Consider the following 17,105-nt stretch of genomic DNA (forward strand, 5'->3'; position numbering starts at 1 on the left):
TACTGAACCGAGGCTTAGCGTCCGAGGTTCTTGAACGCCAGCGTCAACAGATAGCTGTTGCCCGCGCGCGCGTCCCCCGTGGTTTGATAATCGCGCCTCCACGTGGCACCCAGCACGAGACAATCGTCCTCATATGTGATGCCGAGCCGATGGCGGACGGGATTGAAATTGCTGCCCGTAGCGACCGGCAGCGGTATACTGGTGGCATTCGCGCTGTTCGTGAGATCGATCACCGTCGAGCCATAGGCCGACCAGAAACGCGAGAATTTGACCCGGCCACCGACGCGCAATTCCTCCTGATCCTGAAGATCTTCTATCGAGGTGATGTTCCGGTTGAGGCGCAGATAGCCGACCATGATATAGTTCGAGCGGGTGCCAACGGTTGCGTCGATCTCGTTCCGGCGAACCGCGAAATCGCTTTTGTCCACGCGATAGCGATGAATGATCGAAACAAAATCGCGGAAACGAAGCTCGGTGCGGCCCACAATGTCGGAGAAGCGGTCGCTCAGGCCGGTGCCGGGGGGAAGAATCGATGGTCTGTCGCTGAGGCGATAACTTTGCCCGATGACACTCGACAACGTGAAGCCCGGCAGGGTCAGCGCCCATTCCGCACCGTAAGTGGCGCGGCTCGAATCCTCCCACCGATCGTACCCGGAAAAGCGATTGAGCGCGAAAAGGTTCGAATCCTCCAGATCCACCGCACGGGCATCTTCGTTCGGTACGTCGAGGTTGTTGATTTTCGGCGACGCGACGATCTGGAACCTAGGGGTAAAACGCTGCGTGCCGCCGAACAATGGCCCGACGAACGGCCAGCGCACATCGACCGCCAGCGCCGCGATGCCGCGAGTGTGAAAACCGTCCAGCCCGCGATAGGAAGGCACCGTCGTCGCGGCGATGTCGCTGGTGTTATAAGCATCGACCCGACCGTAGGCGGTAAGCGTCACTTCCTGGCCAAGTGTGGTGATCCGGCGCAGATCCCAGCGCGCCGCCGCAAAAGCCCGCTGGGTGTCTTGCCCCTGCGCGCGGCTGATCGCGAGTGTGTTCAGCTGCAGCTGCACCGTCCCACCAAACAGCACATCGGTGATACGACGTCGGTAATCTATTTCGGGGAGGGCGACGGGCTGAAGCCCCTGCACGTCACCCACGCGCATCGTCTGAACCGCCCAGCCAGCTAGCGAGAAGTACGTGTCCCGATCTACGCGCTCCAGTGCCAATGTGGTCCGAAGTCGATCGTCGTTCGAGATATCGTACCGGCGCAGGAAGGTGCGATCGGTAACGAGTCGCAGCGAGCCCGACAGGCTCCAGTTTTGATCAAACTGGAAACGACCGACGCCATCGAGATACCCGCGCAATGCCATGCTGGTCGATGCACCGGGCCCAGCCGAGATGTCGTCGCTGCGTCGGCTGGACGTAATATAGCCGCTGAGACTGAACGCGCCGTTGCTTTCCAGCGCTTGATAATTGGCCTGCAGCATCGGCAGCACAGCAGTATAGACGTGCGGCGTAATGGTGAGTGACCGGTTGGGCGCCAGATCGAAATAGTAAGGGGTGGCGATTTCCAGGCCGTTGACCTGATCGACGCGCAGGATCGGGCTGAGCAGGCCGCTGGTGTTGCCGCTTCCCACCGGATGAGAGAAACGCGGCAACGGCACGCTGACGACATTGAAAACATGAATGCGCGCGCCGGTATAATATACGCGCTCACGATCTGGCCGGTATAGCACCTTGATCGCGGTGATCTTCCAGCTCGGCTCCTTTGGGCACCCATCCGAATCGGTTACCGAGCAGGCGGTATAGGCAGCATGGCGAAGAGAGATCGATCCGTCGTCATGCCGGGCGCCCTCGGTCGCAGCGAGGCGGCCGCCTTGGTCGAGCACGACCAGCATGTTGTGAACGACCCCATCACGCAGCGAATCAGTCAGCTCGATCGAATCGCCATACGCCACGTCGCCTTCTGGGTTGGTAATTGCGACATTGCCGTTGGCGGTAACTTGACCCGATTTGCGATTCCACACCACGCGCTCGGCGCGTAGACGTTGCCCCTGACGGAACATGCGCACATCGCCTGTCGCGGTGACAATATCTGCGTTGCTGTCATATTCGAGTGCATTGGCGCTGAATTGCACCTGATCGTCGGCGGCGGGCGGCGCAACGGACGATGGCGGCGGCGGCGGGACGGCGCGATCCTGAAGATCCTGCGCTTCGGCCACTCCCGCCATCAGCGCGAGCGGCAGAGCACAGCAGGCAAGACGATCGAAACGCAACGCGCGCAATTCCCGCAACTCGTCGGCGCGGCCGGAATGGCGGCGGACAAGCGCCCTATCGCATCGCTACGCGCTTGCTGCAACGCCTTGCCAGCCGGACCGGGAAAGCCCAGTGGCGAAGGCAAGTATTGAGGAATGTATGATGAAGATCGTTTTCGCCCCGACAAGATCCGAGAATGACGATGCGCTCGCTTTCATCGTGCGAAAGCGCGATGCGCCTGGGCTCGCATTGCCGGGTTTCGACGCCGCGGCTCGCGCGGTTCTTGCCGCCGCGGCCAGCGGTCAGCGCTTCGAGGGTGAGGCGGGCAGTGTCGCTGAAGCATTTGTGAGCATAGGTGAGAGCGTACGACGGGTTCTGCTGCTCGGCGTTGGCGACGGCGACGACACCGGTTATGAGCGCGCAGGCGGGGCACTCACGGCGAAACTCATCACCTCCGGCGTGACTGGCGTTACGCTCGATCTCGCCGAAAGCGGCGCTACCGCGTTGGCCACTGCCCGCTTTGCCGCGGGTTTTGCGCAGCGCGGGTGGCGGTTCGACGAATATCGCACACGCCTGCCCGAGAAGTCGAAAGTGACGCTCGCGACTTTGACGATCGTGAACGCCCCCGCCGGAAGTGAGGAGGCCTGGCAGAACCGCGACGCGGTGACCCAAGGGCTGGCGCTTACCCGGACGCTCGTGACGTTGCCCGCGAATATCCTCTACCCGGAAAGCTTCGTCGAGCGCGTGGTGGCGGACATCGACGGGCTCGGACTGGAAATCGAAGTGCTCGACGAAACGGCGATGCGCAAGCTTGGTATGGGCTCGCTGCTGGGTGTCGCACAGGGCTCGCGCCGCGCGCCTCGCCTACTGGCGATGCGCTGGAATGGCGCAGAGCCAGGCGATCCTGCTCTTGCCTTGATTGGCAAGGGCGTAACGTTCGACACTGGCGGCATCTCGATCAAGCCTGCGGCCGGGATGGAGGACATGAAGTGGGACATGGGCGGTGCTGGCGCGGTGGCTGGCGCCATGAAGGCGCTCGCGCTGCGCAAGGCGAAAGCGAATGTGATCGGCATTTGCGGGCTAGTCGAGAACATGCCCGATGGCAACGCCCAGCGCCCCGGGGACGTTGTTACCTCCATGTCCGGCCAGACAATTGAGGTCATCAACACGGACGCCGAGGGGCGGCTCGTTCTGTGCGATTGCATCACCTGGGCTCAGAAAACGCACAAGGTAAAGACGATCGTCGATCTCGCCACGTTGACCGGCGCGATGATTATCAGCCTCGGCAACGAGTATGGCGGTGTTTTTGCGAACGATGACGGGCTTGCCGACCAGTTGCTGGCTGCCGGCAGGGCGAGCGGCGACAAATTGTGGCGTTTCCCGCTCGGTGACGCCTACAACAAGCTGATCGACAGCCCCATCGCTGACATGAAAAACGTTGGCCCGCGCGGTGCCGGATCGATCACGGCGGCGCAGTTCATCCAGCGCTTCGTGGATGATGGTGTTAAGTGGGCGCACCTCGACATTGCCGGCATGGTTTGGGCCGATAAGGACGGCCCGACTTGGGGCAAAGGTGCGACCGGATATGGTGTGCGGTTGCTCGATCGCTTTGTCGCCGATAATTTCGAGCGCTGATGAAGGTCGATTTCTATCATCTGAACTTCACCCCGTTGGAGCGCGCGCTCCCGCAGGTTGCCGAGAAGGTGCTGGCTTCCGGCAATCGGCTGTTGATAGTGGCGGGCGGCGATAAGCAGCGCGCCGCGCTCGACCGATTGCTGTGGAGCTACGCACCGGATAGTTTCCTCCCGCACGCGCCGGCGGGTGCGGAAGACGATAGGGGGCAGGCGGTTTTGATTTCTGGTGAGGTAATAGCGGCCAACGGGGCGCGGCATGTGGCGCTGGTGGACGGCATCTGGCGGGAGGCGGCGCTGACGTTCGAGCGCGCGTTCCATTTCTTCGACGACGATTCGATCGAGGCCGCCCGTGCCGCGTGGCGAGAACTCCAGGCGCGCGAGGGCGTGGACCGTCGCTACTGGAAGCAGAACGAGGCGGGTCGCTGGGAACAGGTGGCCTAGCCACGGTTGCTCTTTCGCCGGACCAAGACTAGAGCGCCGCCAGTTTTCCCACATCAAACCTTGCCAAGGAGCCCGTGACCATCATGGCCGCGAACCGTACCTTTTCGATCATCAAGCCCGATGCCACCCGCCGCAATCTGACCGGCGCCGTCACCAAGATGCTGGAAGAGGCCGGCCTGCGTGTGGTCGCCTCCAAGCGCATCCAGATGACCAAGGAACAGGCCGAGGGCTTCTACGCGGTGCACAAGGAGCGCCCGTTCTTCAACGATCTGGTTTCCTTCATGATCTCCGGCCCGGTCGTCGTGCAGGTGCTCGAGGGCGAGAATGCCGTTCAGCGCAACCGCGACATCATGGGCGCCACCAACCCCGAGAACGCCGACGCCGGCACGATCCGCAAGGAACTGGCCGAATCGATCGAGGCAAATTCGGTGCATGGTTCGGATTCGGATGAGAATGCGGCGATCGAAATCGCCTATTTCTTCAAGGCCGAAGAAATCGTCGGCTGAATGGACTGGCGGCTGCGTCGCGCTGAAACCGCCGACGCGGCCGCCTGTGCCCTCGTCGCGGGGGCCACGTTTCTCGAAGCGTTCGCCGGTATCCTGGACGGGCCGGATATCGTCGCCCATGTCGGCGCGAAATCCGATCCGTCGAGCTTCCTCCGCCTGATTGAAGATCCTGCCAGCGTAGTGACGCTCGCAGAGGCGACGACCGGCGCGGCGCCGCTCGGCTACACGGCACTGAGCGAACCCGACCTCCCGCTGCCGACCGCGCCGGGCGATATCGAGCTGAAGCGCATCTACGCGCTTTTCCCCACTCATGGCACCGGCCTGGGCGCTGCTCTGATGGAGCGCGCTTTCCACGATGCCCGGGCGCTCGGCTGCCGCCGAATGCTCCTCGGCGTCTATGGCCGCAATCATCGTGCACAGCGGTTCTACACCAAGCACGGCTTCGCGATCGTCGGCGAGCGGCGGTTTCTCGTCGGCGCGACCTGGCACGACGACCTTATTTTCGGCCGCGCGCTCTAAGCTCCCGGCGCGTTCTCGCGCCAACGATCGACATGCAGCGATTTTGCGCGGTTGATTGTCATCAAAGCGTCATCAAAGCGCGAGAGAGCATGGTGCCATCATGGCAAGCAATGTTGTCGAGGCGGCCGAGCCGTCCACCACCGCCTCGTCACGCAGATTCGATCGCGCGCCGCATCCGATCGCGCGGGTGATCTTCCTGGCGCTGGTGGTGCTGGGGCTTCTTTATGCGGGCGTCAGCGTGCTGCTGGACACGCGCCAGGTGGGCGAGGAGATGGCGCTCGGGGTATTCCTGTTCCTCGGGCTGGCGCTGGTGATCGCGCTGGGCTTCGAATTCGTCAACGGCTTCCACGACACCGCGAACGCGGTCGCGACGGTGATCTACACCAATTCCATGCCGGCCAACCTCGCCGTCGTCTGGTCCGGCTTCTTCAATTTCCTCGGCGTCATGCTGTCATCCGGCGCGGTCGCCTATTCGATCGTCACGCTGTTGCCGGTCGATCTCATCCTCCACGTGGGCTCCGGCGCGGGATTCGCGATGATCTTCGCGCTGCTGCTGGCGGCGGTCGTGTGGAATCTCGCCACCTGGTATGTCGGATTGCCGAACAGTTCGAGCCACACATTGATCGGGTCAGTGCTGGGGGTTGGGCTCGCCAACCAGCTTCTGAGCGCGGGCCGCGCCGGGACGTCTGGGGTGGACTGGAGCCAGGCGACCAAGGTGTTGAGCGGCCTGTGGATGGCGCCGCTGATCGGTTTCGGCGCCTCCGTGCTGTTGCTGCTGGTGCTGCGCGCGACGCTGCGTAAGCCCAAGCTCTTCAAGGAGGCGCCCAAGGGCGATGCGCCGCCGCCGCGCGGCATCCGCGCGTTGCTGATCTTCACCTGCACCGCCGTTTCGTTCAGCCACGGCTCGAACGACGGGCAGAAGGGCATGGGGCTCATCATGCTTATCCTGATCGGCTGCGCCCCGACCGCCTACGCCTTGAATCGCACGCTGCCGGCCAGTGAAACGCGCGCCTTCGTCAGCAGCGCGCAGGCAGCGTCCGCCGCGCTCCAGGCGCATGGTGCGGTGCCGGTCGATGCGAAGGATGCACGACCCATTCTGATGAAGGCGCTGGAACGCCGCGATCCGAATGACCCGCGGGCGTACGGCGCCGTGGTCGAGGTTTCGCGGGAGCTTGGCGAGCAGGTGACCAGCTACGGCGCGCTATCCCGCATTCCCGCGCGGGCCGCGTCGAACATCCGCAACGACATGTATCTGGTTCTCGATGCGACGCGGCTGATAACGAAGAAAGAGAACACCATTTTCACGCCGGCACAGATCGGCACGCTGAAAGATTATCAGACGCGGCTGGAAGCGGGGACGCGGTATATCCCGCTGTGGGTGAAGATCGCGGTGGCGGTGGCGCTGGGGCTGGGCACGATGATCGGCTGGAAGCGCATCGTCGTCACGGTCGGCGAGAAGATCGGCAAGCAGCACATGACCTATGGCATGGGCGCGACGGCCGAACTGGTGGCAGCGGGCACGATCCTGGCCGCCGATCGCTTCGGGCTGCCGGTATCGACCACGCACATCCTTTCGTCCGGCGTGGCGGGCGCGTCGGTCGCCAGCGGCTTCGGCCTGCAGAAGAGGACGATCATCCACCTGGCGGCGGCATGGCTGCTGACCCTGCCGGTGGCGATGGCGCTTTCCGGCGGCCTCTATTGGGCGCTGCTGACCATCGTGCGGTTGAACGGCGGTTGACGGGGTGGTGGCGCGCAATAGCTTGCCAGCGCCCGGCGCTTGACCTACTTGCCTGTTTTTCAGGCAAACTCCGATGCAGACATTAAAGCCCATCCAGATCGGCCCGGTGCGGATCGACAGCCCCGTGGTGCTCGCGCCGATGACCGGCGTGACCGACCAGCCGTTTCGCACGCTCGTGCGACGGTACGGATCGGGGCTGAATGTGACCGAGATGATCGCCAGCCAGGCGGCGCTCCGCGAGACGCGACAATCGCTCCAGAAGGCGGCGTGGCACCTTTCGGAAGAGCCGGTGTCGATGCAGCTCGTCGGCTGCACGCCGTATGAGATGGGCGAGGCCGCGAAGCTCGCGGAGGACAAGGGCGCCGCGATCATCGACATCAACATGGGGTGCCCGGTGCGCAAGGTGACGAACGGCGATGCCGGATCGGCGCTGATGCGGGATCTCAAGCTGGCGGGCGCTATCGTCGCGGCGGTGGTGAAGGCGGTGAAGGCGCCGGTCACGCTCAAGATGCGGATGGGCTGGTGCCACGACAGCCTCAATGCACCGGAACTCGCGCGCATCGCCGAGGATCTGGGCTGCCGGATGATCACGGTTCATGGCCGCACCCGCAACCAAATGTACAAGGGCTCGGCGGACTGGCGGTTCGTGCGGCAGGTGAAGGACGCGGTATCGGTGCCGGTGATCGTCAACGGCGACATCTGTGGGATCGACGATGCGGAGCAGGCGCTGGCGCTGTCGGGCGCGGATGGCGTGATGATTGGCCGCGGCGCCTATGGGCGGCCCTGGCTGCTTGCGCACGTGATGGAGTGGTTCGCGACCGGGCGCCGCGTGGACGATCCGTCGATAGAAGAACAATATCTCGCCATCACAGAGCATTACGAGGCGATGCTCACCCATTACGGGACGATGACCGGCGTCAACATGGCGCGCAAGCATATCGGCTGGTATACCCGGGGGCTGCCTGGCTCGGCGGATTTCCGCAACAAGGTGAATCAGGAGCCGGACGCCAGGCGCGTCCAGGCGATGCTCGCCGAATTCTATGCGCCGTGGCGGAGCCGCGCGGCGGCCTGATGCCCATGCCGGACAGCCCGCATCCCGCGCCCGATCTGGCGGAGGTGCTCGCGGCGCTGCCGATCGCGCTCCTGCTGATCGATCCCGACAACCGGATCGTCCGCGCGAACGCCGAGTGCGAGCTGTTGCTCAACCGATCCGAGCGATCGATGATCGGGCGCCCGCTGCAGGCGGCGCTCGCGCTGCCCGACGAGGCGGAGGGGCAGGCCGGCAGGGGCTTCGCCGCGTTCGACGCGGTGGTCGATACGCGCGGCAACGGCCGCATCCGCGTCGATCTCGCGCAGGTCGAGCTGGCGGATCATCCCGGATGGCGGGTCATCACCCTCCAGAACGCGGCCACGTCGCGCAGGCTGGGCCATTCGGCGGACCGCGCGGCGGCGACGCGCTCCGCCGTAGGCGCCGCCGCGATGCTGGCGCATGAGATAAAGAACCCGCTTTCGAGCATCCGCGGGGCGGCGCAACTGATCGCGGACGGCGCCGCAGCGGACGAACTGACCCGCCTGATGATCGACGAGGTGGATCGCATCGCCATGCTGATCGACCGCATGGAGGATTTCACCGATACGCGCCCGCTCATCCTCGAGCCGCTCAACATCTATCCGCTCCTGGCCCATGCGCGCAGCGTCGCGCTCGCCGGATTCGCGCGCGGCGTGACGATCGAGGAACGCTTCGACCCCTCGCTGCCGCCGGCGCTCGCCAATCGCGACGCGCTGCTTCAGGTGCTGGTAAACCTGCTCAAGAACGCCGCCGAGGTGCTCGGGCCGCGCGGCGAGCGACGCATCGTCCTGGCCACTTCCTATAGACACGGCATGGCCGTGAGCCCCGGCGCGGGCCGACCGCGCCTTCCGCTGCCGATCGAGATCTGCGTCATGGATTCCGGCCCGGGCGCCCCGGACGACATCGCGGAGCATCTGTTCGATCCCTTCGTCTCCAGCCGCCCGGAGGGGAAGGGGCTGGGCCTGGCGCTGGTGGACAAGCTGGTGCGCGACATGGGCGGGATCGTCCAATATTCGCGAGAGGGAATACCGCACATGACCGTGTTTCGGATCCTGCTGCCAAGGGCGACGGCATGACGGCGGGCGAAGTGCTGCTGGTCGATGACGATAACGCGGTCCGTACCGTCGTGTCCCAGGCGCTGCGGCGCGCCGGCTATCGCGTCCGCACGGCGGCCAGCCTTGCCGACCTCGATCGCGAACTGAAGCTCGGCACGCCGGACGTGCTCGTCACCGATGTCGTCCTTCCCGACGGTGACGGGATCGAACACGCCACGCGGCTTGTCGCGGAGCGGCCGGACATGCCGGTGATCGTGCTTTCGGCGCGCAACACGCTGACCACCGCCGTCCGCGCCAACGAGGCCGGCGCCTATGATTACCTGCCCAAGCCGTTCGATCTCGATACGCTCAGCCGCACGGTTGCACGGGCACTGGCGCGACGCGGCCCCGTCGCGCCGCGACCGGAAGCCGACGAGGATCACGCGCTGCCGCTTATCGGGCGCTCGCCCGCGATGCAGGAGGTCTATCGCGTCATCGCCCGGCTCGTGTCGAATGATCTGACGGTGCTGGTTTCGGGGGAATCCGGCACCGGCAAGGAGCTGGTGGCGCGCGCGATCCACGATCTTGGGCCGCGGCAGCACGGGCCGTTCGTAGCGATCAACATGGCCGCGATCCCGCGCGAACTCATCGAGGCGGAATTGTTCGGGCACGAGCGCGGCGCCTTCACCGGGGCCGCCCAGCGCAACGCCGGCCGGTTCGAGCAGGCCGCCGGCGGCACCCTGTTCCTGGACGAGATCGGCGACATGCCGATCGAGGCGCAGACCCGACTGCTGCGCGTGTTGCAGCAGGGCGAGTTCACGACCGTGGGCGGCTCCCGCATGATCCGGGCCGATGTGCGCATCGTCGCGGCGACGAACCGCGATCTCCAGCAGGCGGTGACGCGCGGGGCGTTCCGCGAGGATCTTTACTACCGCCTCAATGTAGTGCCGGTCGTCCTGCCGGCGTTGCGGGAGCGGCGGCAGGATATCGGCGTGCTCGCGCGGCATTTCCTGGAACGGGCGGCGGCCGCCGGATTGCCGCGCAAACTGCTCGACGACGATGCGATCGACGCGCTGGAAGCACATGACTGGCCAGGCAATGTGCGGGAGCTGGAAAACCTGATGCGTCGGCTGGCGGCGCTGTCACGCGATGATCGCATCAATGCGGGCGAAATCCACGAGATGCTCGGGGCGCCGGCGGCAATCGCGCCGACGCTCGACCCCGCGATCGCGGCCTCCGTGCGCGCCTATATCGATCAGCTCGCCCGCACCGAGCCGCATGTGCTGACCGATGGCTCGCTGTACGATCGCGTGATCGCGGAGGTGGAGCGGCCACTGATCGAGACGATGCTCGCGCGGTTCGGCGGCAATCAGCTGCGCGCCGCGCGGGCGATGGGGCTCAATCGCAACACGTTACGCAAACGTCTCGACATGCTCGGGATCGATCCCGCGCCACGCTCGCCTGATCGCTGATGCAAGCGGGCTGGTCGATTATGTGTTCTCCCTGCAACACCTTTGTTGTACCACGGAGACGATGACTGCCAGCTTGGCGCCCAACGAACACGATTTAACGCCGACATGGCGGCTCGTTGTTACGCCAGTCGTCGAGATGGCGGTGCTGGCGGCGTTCGTTGCCGTGCTGGTCGCCAGCTATTTCGTCATCGAGCATGCGGGGCGGCCGCAGGGCCTGATCGCGCCGCCGCTGGTGGCTTTCCTGCTGATCGCAAACCTCGTCCCCGGCATCGCATTGCTGATGCTGCTGGGCCGGCGGATCGCGAACCGCCGGGCGCGGCGATCGCTGATCGGCGGGGAGGGGCGTCTCCATGTTCGGCTGGTCGCGATCTTCTCGATCGTGGCGGCCGTGCCGATGTTGCTGGTGACGATCGCGGCGTCGTTGCTGTTCCAGTACGGCGTCCAGTTCTGGTATTCGGATCGCGCGCGCGGCGTATTTGAGAATGCGACATCACTGACGCGTGCCTCGTACAACCAGTTCCTCCAGCGCTGGGAAGAGGCCACCGTCACGATGGCGCAGGATATCTCCGCCGAACTGAGCCAGCGACCGATCGACGATCCGCGATTCGGCTCGTTCCTTTTCCAGCAGACATTCTATCGCAGCCTGTCCGAAGCGTTGCTGTTTTCCGTTACGCCCAAGGGCGAATTGCAGACGCTCGCCTTCGTCAACCCGTATGACCTGAACCTGGCGCGACAGGTTTCGGCCGAGGCCGTTACCGAGCTGCGGCGCGGGCAGCGCAGCGTGGTTACCGTGACCGGCGATCGCATCCAGACGGTGACGCGCGTTCCGGGATCCAATATCTTCCTTTACGCAGCGCGCGTCACCGATCCGAAACAGATGACGACGCAGACCAGGCGCGCGGAGGATGCGCTCGCCAATTATCACGCGCTGCTGGTGAAGGCGCGGACGCTGCAGATCCGCTTCAACGTGGCGCTGCTGGTGCTGTCGCTGCTCATCGTCGGCGTGGCGGTGTGGATCGCGCTGGCGGTAGCGGATCGCCTGGTGCGCCCGGTGGCGGAACTGGTCAACGCGGCGCGCAGGGTCGAGGGCGGCGATCTTGCCGCGCGGGTGCCGAACACAACGGCGCGCGACGAGGTCGGCACGCTCGCCACCGCGTTCAACCGAATGACGGCCCAGCTCGAAGCGCAGAATACCGCGTTGATGACCGCCAACGCTCAGCTCGACAGTCGCCGGATGCTGATCGAGGCGGTGATGTCCGGCGTGTCCGCCGGGGTGATTTCCATTGGCAGCGATCGCAAGGTACGCCTGATCAACAGCTCGGCGGAGATGTTGCTCGGCGTATCGGAAGCGCCCGTCGGCAAATCGCTGGCAGCGGTCGCGCCGGAGCTTGACGGGCTGCTGGAGAGCAATGCGCGCGAGGCGATCGTGCAGATTGCCGTCAACGGCGAGCCGCGGACACTGGCGGTGCGGATCACGCGCGACGGCACGGGGCCGATCCTGACCTTCGACGATATCACCCAGCAACTGCTCGATCAGCGCCGCGCCGCCTGGGCCGACGTGGCGCGTCGCATCGCGCACGAGATCAAGAACCCGCTGACCCCGATCCAGCTCGCGGCGGAGCGCTTGCAGCGCCGCTACGGCAGCAAGGTGGAGGAGGGCGACACGACCTTCGGGCGGCTGACCGATACGATCGTTCGCCAGGTCGGCGACCTGCGGCGAATGGTTGACGAATTCTCGTCGTTCGCCCGCATGCCGAAGCCCGTGTTTCGCGCGGAATCCCTGGTCGATATCGCGCGCAACACCATGTTTCTGCACGAAGTTGCGCATGCCGGAGTCCGGTTCGAGCTGGTGCATGAGGAACCTGGCCCGTCGCTGATTTGCGACCGGCGACAGATCGGGCAGGCACTGACCAACATCGTCAAGAACGCCGTCGAAGCGATCGAAGCGAAGGGCGCAAGCGGCGGCGAGGTTCGCATGACGTTGAGCGAGACACCGGGACGGGTCACGGTGTCCGTGGCGGATACCGGCGTCGGCCTTCCGGTGGAAAGGGATCGTATCGTCGAACCCTATATGACGACGCGCGCGGGCGGCACCGGGCTCGGCCTCGCAATCGTCAAGAAGATCGTCGAAGAACACTTTGGAACCATATCGTTTTCCGACCATGACGGCGGGGGAACATTGGTGACGATGACGTTCGACACCACCACGCTCGCCAGTCTCGAAGCAGGAGATGACCTGGCGTCCAACGGCGACCTTGGCGGGATCGTCGAGCTTACTCGTAACCGGACAATCTGACATGGCGCTCGACATTCTCGTTGTTGATGACGAACTTGACATCCGTGAACTGGTCGCGGGCGTACTGGAGGACGAGGGCTACGAAACCCGCGTCGCCGCCGATAGCGATGCCACGCTGGAAGCGATCGCGACGCGACGGCCCAGCCTGGTGCTGCTGGACGTCTGGCTGCAAGGGTCGCGGCTTGACGGGCTCCAGCTGCTCGACGAAATCAAGAGACGCGATCCATCGATCCCGGTGCTGATGATTTCCGGCCATGGCAATCTCGACACCGCCGTGGCGGCGATCCGCGCGGGCGCGGTTGATTTCATCGAGAAGCCATTTCAGGCCGAGCGCCTGCTGCTGATGGTCGAGCGCGCGACGGAAACGGAAAGGTTGCGCCGCGAGGTCGCGTCGTTGCGCGCCTCGGCCGGCCACAATACCGATCTCACCGGAAATTCGAGCGCGATCAACGCCGTACGCGCGACACTTAAACGAGTAGCGGGGACGGGCAGCAGGATATTGATCACCGGCCCGGCCGGCGTGGGGAAGGAAATAGCGGCACGCCTGCTGCACGCCTGGAGCCAGCGCGCGAGCGCACCGTTCGTGATCGTCAGTGCGGCGCGCATGACCCCCGAACGGGTCGACGACGAGCTTTTCGGGGTGGAGGAGGGGGGCGATCTGGTTCGTCCCGGCCTGCTGGAGCAGGCCCATGGCGGCACCCTGTTTCTCGACGAGATCGCCGACATGCCCGTGGCGACGCAGGCGCGCATCCTCCGCGTGCTGACCGATCAGAGCTTCACGCGCGTCGGCGGTACCCGGCTGGTTAAGGTGGATGTGCGGGTCGTCTCCGCGACCGCCCGCGATCTGACCGCAGAGATCGCCGAAGGCCGGTTTCGCGAGGATCTCTATTATCGGCTCAATGTCGTGCCGGTGACGTTGCCGCCGCTGGCCGAGCGGCGCGAGGATATCCCGCCGCTGATCGAGCATTTCGTGGCCCATTACGCTTCGGAACGCCGCGTGCCGACGCCCGAGGTCGCGATCGATGCCATGGTGGCGCTGCAAAGTTACGACTGGCCGGGCAACGTCCGCCAATTACGCAATGTCGTGGAGCGGACGATCATCCTTGCGCCAGGCGACCGGATCGGACGCATCGATCTCGACCTGCTGCCCGCCGAGGTTCTGGGCGAGGGCGAGGGGAGCGCCGGGACCGCCGCGATCATGGGGGCGCCGTTGCGCGAGGCGCGGGAAACGTTCGAGCGGGAATATCTCCGTGTTCAGATACGGCGTTTTTCGGGAAATATCTCCCGCACCGCCACGTTCATCGGCATGGAGCGATCGGCGCTTCACCGGAAACTGAAGCTGCTGGGCATAACCGAAACCAAGGAAGACTGACGCCGGCGCCATTGCGATGGTTGCCGCGACGATCCGGCGCGCCTAGATTGGCGCCGTCGCCGGCATGGCGGCAACCCGACGCCGGGCACCGGCGCATCGCGGGGAAAACCCCGCCAAGAATCGAAGGATCGAGCCAATGGCCGAAAAGCAAACATCCCTGCAGGATCTCTTCCTCAACGCCCTTCGGAAATCAAAGACCCCGGTGACGATGTTCCTCGTCAAAGGCGTGAAGCTTCAGGGGATCGTCACCTGGTTCGACAATTTCTCGGTGCTGCTGCGCCGCGACGGGCAATCCCAGCTGATCTACAAACACGCCATTTCCACCATCATGCCCGGTGGCCATCTGGACGTTGCGGCCATCGTCGAGCAGATGGGCGAGAACGGGAAGAAGCAGCCCTTGTTGCAGGAGGTGTTTCTCAATGCAGTCCGCAAGGCGCAAGACCCCGTCACGATGTTTCTGGTGAACGGCGTGATGCTTCAGGGAAATATCGCCGCGTTTGACCTGTTCTGCATGTTGTTGCAGCGCGACGGCGCGTCGCAGCTTGTCTACAAGCACGCCGTATCGACGATCCAGCCTTCGCGCGCGCTGAACCTGGCCGAAGAAACGTCGGACTCGGAAGGCGATTGAGTACCGGATTCGAACGCGATCGCGATGAGTTCACGCGCGGCGCGCGCGCTGTAGTCGTCTATCCCGATCTGGGCGGCTCATCCCGCGATGCTGATGCTCGTCTGGAGGAAACCGCCGGACTGGCGGCGGCGATCGGCATCGACGTGGTCGCGCGTGAGGCTGTTCGCGTCCGCACCCCTCGTGCCGCGACGCTGATCGGCGCCGGGCAGGTGGAAGCCGTCGCGACGGTCGCCCGGATGGAAGACGCGGGGCTCGTGGTGTTCGACGCCAGCCTCACGCCGATCCAGCAGCGCAACCTGGAAACCCAGCTCGAAGCCAAGGTGATTGACCGGACCGGGCTGATTCTGGAGATATTCGGTGAACGTGCGGCCACCGCGGAAGGGCGGTTGCAGGTGGAGCTGGCCCATCTCGATTATCAGGCCGGGCGGCTGGTGCGAAGCTGGACCCATCTTGAGCGCCAGCGCGGCGGTTTCGGTTTTCTCGGCGGCCCGGGCGAAACGCAGATCGAGGCCGATCGCCGGTTGATCCGCGATCGCATGGCGCGGCTGCGACGCGAACTGGAACAGGTGACGCGCACGCGCGGGCTGCACCGCGACCGGCGGCAGCGGGCGCCGTGGCCGGTGATCGCGCTCGTCGGCTATACAAACGCCGGAAAGTCGACGCTTTTCAATCGCATGACCGGAAGTGACGTCATGGCGAAAGATCTGCTGTTCGCGACGCTCGATCCGACATTGCGGCAGATTTCACTGCCGGGCATCGACAAGGCGATATTGTCCGACACCGTCGGCTTTGTTTCGGAACTGCCGACGCAGTTGGTCGCAGCGTTCAAGGCGACGCTGGAGGAAGTTGTTTCGGCTGACCTGCTGATTCATGTTCGCGATCTTGCCCATCCGGATAGCGAGGCCCAGCGTGCGGACGTGGAGGCTGTCCTGACCGAGATCGGCGTGGCGGAGTCGACCACGCGGATCGAGGCATGGAACAAGGTCGACCGGCTTGAAGACGACGCCCGCGACGAATTGCTGGCGGAAGCCGCGCGTCGCGAGGATGTTGTGGCTATCTCGGCGCTGACCGGGCGAGGGGTGGATCATCTGATCGCCGCTGTCGCCAGTCACCTCACCGCCGGCCATCAACGCTACACGATTACGCTGGAGGCAGCGGACGGTGCGGGCGCTGCGTGGCTGCATCAATATGGCGACGTGCTGGATCGGGAAATGGACGGCGATCGAGCGATCTACGAGGTTCGAATGGCGCCCCGCGACTATGAACGGTTCATGACGCGCCGCGGAGCCTGAATGGCCACTCGGCAGCTTTGACGCGCTGCCACAGGCCCTCTTTCTCGTCGAGCGACAGGCCTGGGAATGCGCCGTCCGCGCGGCGCTCCATCGCACGAAAGCGCCGGTCGAACTTGGCATTGGCGGCACGCAGCGCGGTTTCCGGGTCGACCCCCAGATGGCGCGCCCAGTTCACCACCGCGAACAACAGGTCGCCGATTTCCTCCGCGACGGCCGGGCCGGTAGCGGCTTCAACCTCCGCGATTTCCTCATTGATCTTGGCGTGCGCGCCGCTCGGGTCCGGCCAGTCGAAGCCGACGCGTGCGGCGCGTTTCTGCAGCTTTTCCGCGCGAAGCAGCGCCGGCAGGCCGAGCGCAACCCCGGCGAGGGCGCTATCGTCGGCTTTGGCGGCGCGCTCCTCCGCCTTGATCTGCTCCCACAGGTGATGACCGCCAGCCGCGTGATCGCCGAATATGTGCGGGTGGCGTCGTTCCATCTTGTCGGCGATCGCTGTCGCAACCGCGTCGAAGTCGAACAGGCCGTTCTGTTCGGCAATCCGCGCGTGGAACACCACCTGAAGCAGCAGATCGCCGAGCTCATCCTTCAGTTCCGCCATGTCGCCACGCGCGATCGCGTCGGCAACCTCATAGGCTTCCTCGATCGTGTATGGCGCGATGGTTTCGAATGTCTGCGCAACGTCCCATGCGCAACCGCCGTCGGGATCACGCAAACGCACCATGATCTCGCGCAACCGATCGATAGGGGCCGTCGTCGGTTCAGGCATATATGTTCTCGCTAAGTAGAGAAGTCACAATCTGCGCCATATAGAAATGTCACAGGTTGGGGAACAGCAGGGGCTGCGTGGAGCCATCGACACAGCG

General features: G+C 64.8%; 14 protein-coding genes. 12 read left to right on the forward strand and 2 right to left on the reverse strand.

From position 1 onward, the window contains the following. Positions 1 to 14: 14 nt before the first annotated feature. Positions 15 to 2,219 (reverse strand): LPS-assembly protein LptD, encoded by a 2,205-nt coding sequence (locus ACM61V_RS11065; protein WP_137786240.1) that lies wholly within the window; start codon positions 2,217 to 2,219, stop codon positions 15 to 17. A 187-nt stretch (positions 2,220 to 2,406) separates the two neighbouring features. Between ACM61V_RS11065 and ACM61V_RS11070 the strand changes: the two genes are divergently transcribed. The 12 genes from ACM61V_RS11070 (at position 2,407) to hflX (ending at position 16,245) form a co-directional block, all read left to right on the forward strand. Further along, a complete protein-coding gene (locus tag ACM61V_RS11070) occupies positions 2,407 to 3,879 on the forward strand; it encodes a leucyl aminopeptidase (protein WP_137786096.1) in 1,473 nt (490 codons plus the stop codon). Then, positions 3,879 to 4,319 (forward strand): DNA polymerase III subunit chi, encoded by a 441-nt coding sequence (locus ACM61V_RS11075; RefSeq protein WP_137786097.1) that lies wholly within the window; start codon positions 3,879 to 3,881, stop codon positions 4,317 to 4,319. Before ACM61V_RS11070 ends, ACM61V_RS11075 begins: the two co-directional genes overlap by 1 nt. An 83-nt stretch (positions 4,320 to 4,402) precedes the next feature. Then, complete coding sequence (gene ndk, locus ACM61V_RS11080; protein ID WP_137786241.1) at positions 4,403 to 4,825, forward strand: nucleoside-diphosphate kinase; 423 nt, start codon at positions 4,403 to 4,405, stop codon at positions 4,823 to 4,825. Continuing rightward, entirely contained in the window at positions 4,826 to 5,344 is a 519-nt protein-coding gene (locus ACM61V_RS11085; RefSeq protein WP_137786098.1) for a GNAT family N-acetyltransferase, read from the forward strand. It begins immediately after the preceding gene. Between the two features lie 100 nt (positions 5,345 to 5,444). After that, entirely contained in the window at positions 5,445 to 7,082 is a 1,638-nt protein-coding gene (locus tag ACM61V_RS11090) for an inorganic phosphate transporter (protein ID WP_137786099.1), read from the forward strand. Positions 7,083 to 7,155: 73 nt separating this feature from the next. Beyond that, positions 7,156 to 8,154 carry a tRNA dihydrouridine synthase DusB gene (gene dusB / locus ACM61V_RS11095; protein WP_137786100.1) on the forward strand — a complete coding sequence of 333 codons (999 nt, stop codon included), beginning with the start codon at positions 7,156 to 7,158 and terminating at the stop codon, positions 8,152 to 8,154. Further along, the gene (locus ACM61V_RS11100) at positions 8,154 to 9,227 is read left to right on the forward strand and encodes a two-component system sensor histidine kinase NtrB (RefSeq protein WP_137786101.1); all 1,074 of its coding nucleotides are present in this window, start codon (positions 8,154 to 8,156) and stop codon (positions 9,225 to 9,227) included. The genes dusB and ACM61V_RS11100 overlap by 1 nt, the downstream gene beginning before the upstream one ends. Beyond that, entirely contained in the window at positions 9,224 to 10,657 is a 1,434-nt protein-coding gene (ntrC, locus tag ACM61V_RS11105) for a nitrogen regulation protein NR(I) (protein WP_137786102.1), read from the forward strand. Before ACM61V_RS11100 ends, ntrC begins: the two co-directional genes overlap by 4 nt. 61 nt (positions 10,658 to 10,718) lie before the next feature. Further along, a complete protein-coding gene (locus ACM61V_RS11110; RefSeq protein WP_137786103.1) occupies positions 10,719 to 12,953 on the forward strand; it encodes an ATP-binding protein in 2,235 nt (744 codons plus the stop codon). Between the two features lies 1 nt (position 12,954). Continuing rightward, a complete protein-coding gene (locus ACM61V_RS11115) occupies positions 12,955 to 14,325 on the forward strand; it encodes a sigma-54-dependent transcriptional regulator (protein ID WP_137786104.1) in 1,371 nt (456 codons plus the stop codon). Positions 14,326 to 14,461: 136 nt separating this feature from the next. Beyond that, positions 14,462 to 14,953, forward strand: coding sequence for an RNA chaperone Hfq (hfq, locus tag ACM61V_RS11120; RefSeq protein WP_249341465.1), 492 nt, complete (start codon positions 14,462 to 14,464; stop codon positions 14,951 to 14,953). Beyond that, entirely contained in the window at positions 14,950 to 16,245 is a 1,296-nt protein-coding gene (hflX, locus tag ACM61V_RS11125) for a GTPase HflX (RefSeq protein WP_137786106.1), read from the forward strand. Before hfq ends, hflX begins: the two co-directional genes overlap by 4 nt. Here the strand turns inward: hflX and mazG are convergent. After that, complete coding sequence (mazG, locus tag ACM61V_RS11130; RefSeq protein ID WP_419713992.1) at positions 16,223 to 17,008, reverse strand: nucleoside triphosphate pyrophosphohydrolase; 786 nt, start codon at positions 17,006 to 17,008, stop codon at positions 16,223 to 16,225. The genes hflX and mazG overlap by 23 nt on opposite strands. Positions 17,009 to 17,105: the final 97 nt, after the last annotated feature.

The sequence above is a fragment of the Sphingomonas sp. TX0543 genome, from assembly GCF_048565505.1.
Lineage (GTDB): Bacteria > Pseudomonadota > Alphaproteobacteria > Sphingomonadales > Sphingomonadaceae > Sphingomonas.

What these genes read in the sequence shown, in the direction of transcription:
- ACM61V_RS11065 (WP_137786240.1), bottom strand. Translation starts at nt 2,219, where the DNA reads ATGGCGGGAGTGGCCGAAGCGCAGGATCTTCAGGATCGCGCCGTCCCG.
- ACM61V_RS11070 (WP_137786096.1), top strand. Translation starts at nt 2,407, where the DNA reads ATGAAGATCGTTTTCGCCCCGACAAGATCCGAGAATGACGATGCGCTC.
- ACM61V_RS11075 (WP_137786097.1), top strand. Translation starts at nt 3,879, where the DNA reads ATGAAGGTCGATTTCTATCATCTGAACTTCACCCCGTTGGAGCGCGCG.
- ndk (WP_137786241.1), top strand. Translation starts at nt 4,403, where the DNA reads ATGGCCGCGAACCGTACCTTTTCGATCATCAAGCCCGATGCCACCCGC.
- ACM61V_RS11085 (WP_137786098.1), top strand. Translation starts at nt 4,826, where the DNA reads ATGGACTGGCGGCTGCGTCGCGCTGAAACCGCCGACGCGGCCGCCTGT.
- ACM61V_RS11090 (WP_137786099.1), top strand. Translation starts at nt 5,445, where the DNA reads ATGGCAAGCAATGTTGTCGAGGCGGCCGAGCCGTCCACCACCGCCTCG.
- dusB (WP_137786100.1), top strand. Translation starts at nt 7,156, where the DNA reads ATGCAGACATTAAAGCCCATCCAGATCGGCCCGGTGCGGATCGACAGC.
- ACM61V_RS11100 (WP_137786101.1), top strand. Translation starts at nt 8,154, where the DNA reads ATGCCCATGCCGGACAGCCCGCATCCCGCGCCCGATCTGGCGGAGGTG.
- ntrC (WP_137786102.1), top strand. Translation starts at nt 9,224, where the DNA reads ATGACGGCGGGCGAAGTGCTGCTGGTCGATGACGATAACGCGGTCCGT.
- ACM61V_RS11110 (WP_137786103.1), top strand. Translation starts at nt 10,719, where the DNA reads ATGACTGCCAGCTTGGCGCCCAACGAACACGATTTAACGCCGACATGG.
- ACM61V_RS11115 (WP_137786104.1), top strand. Translation starts at nt 12,955, where the DNA reads ATGGCGCTCGACATTCTCGTTGTTGATGACGAACTTGACATCCGTGAA.
- hfq (WP_249341465.1), top strand. Translation starts at nt 14,462, where the DNA reads ATGGCCGAAAAGCAAACATCCCTGCAGGATCTCTTCCTCAACGCCCTT.
- mazG (WP_419713992.1), bottom strand. Translation starts at nt 17,008, where the DNA reads ATGCCTGAACCGACGACGGCCCCTATCGATCGGTTGCGCGAGATCATG.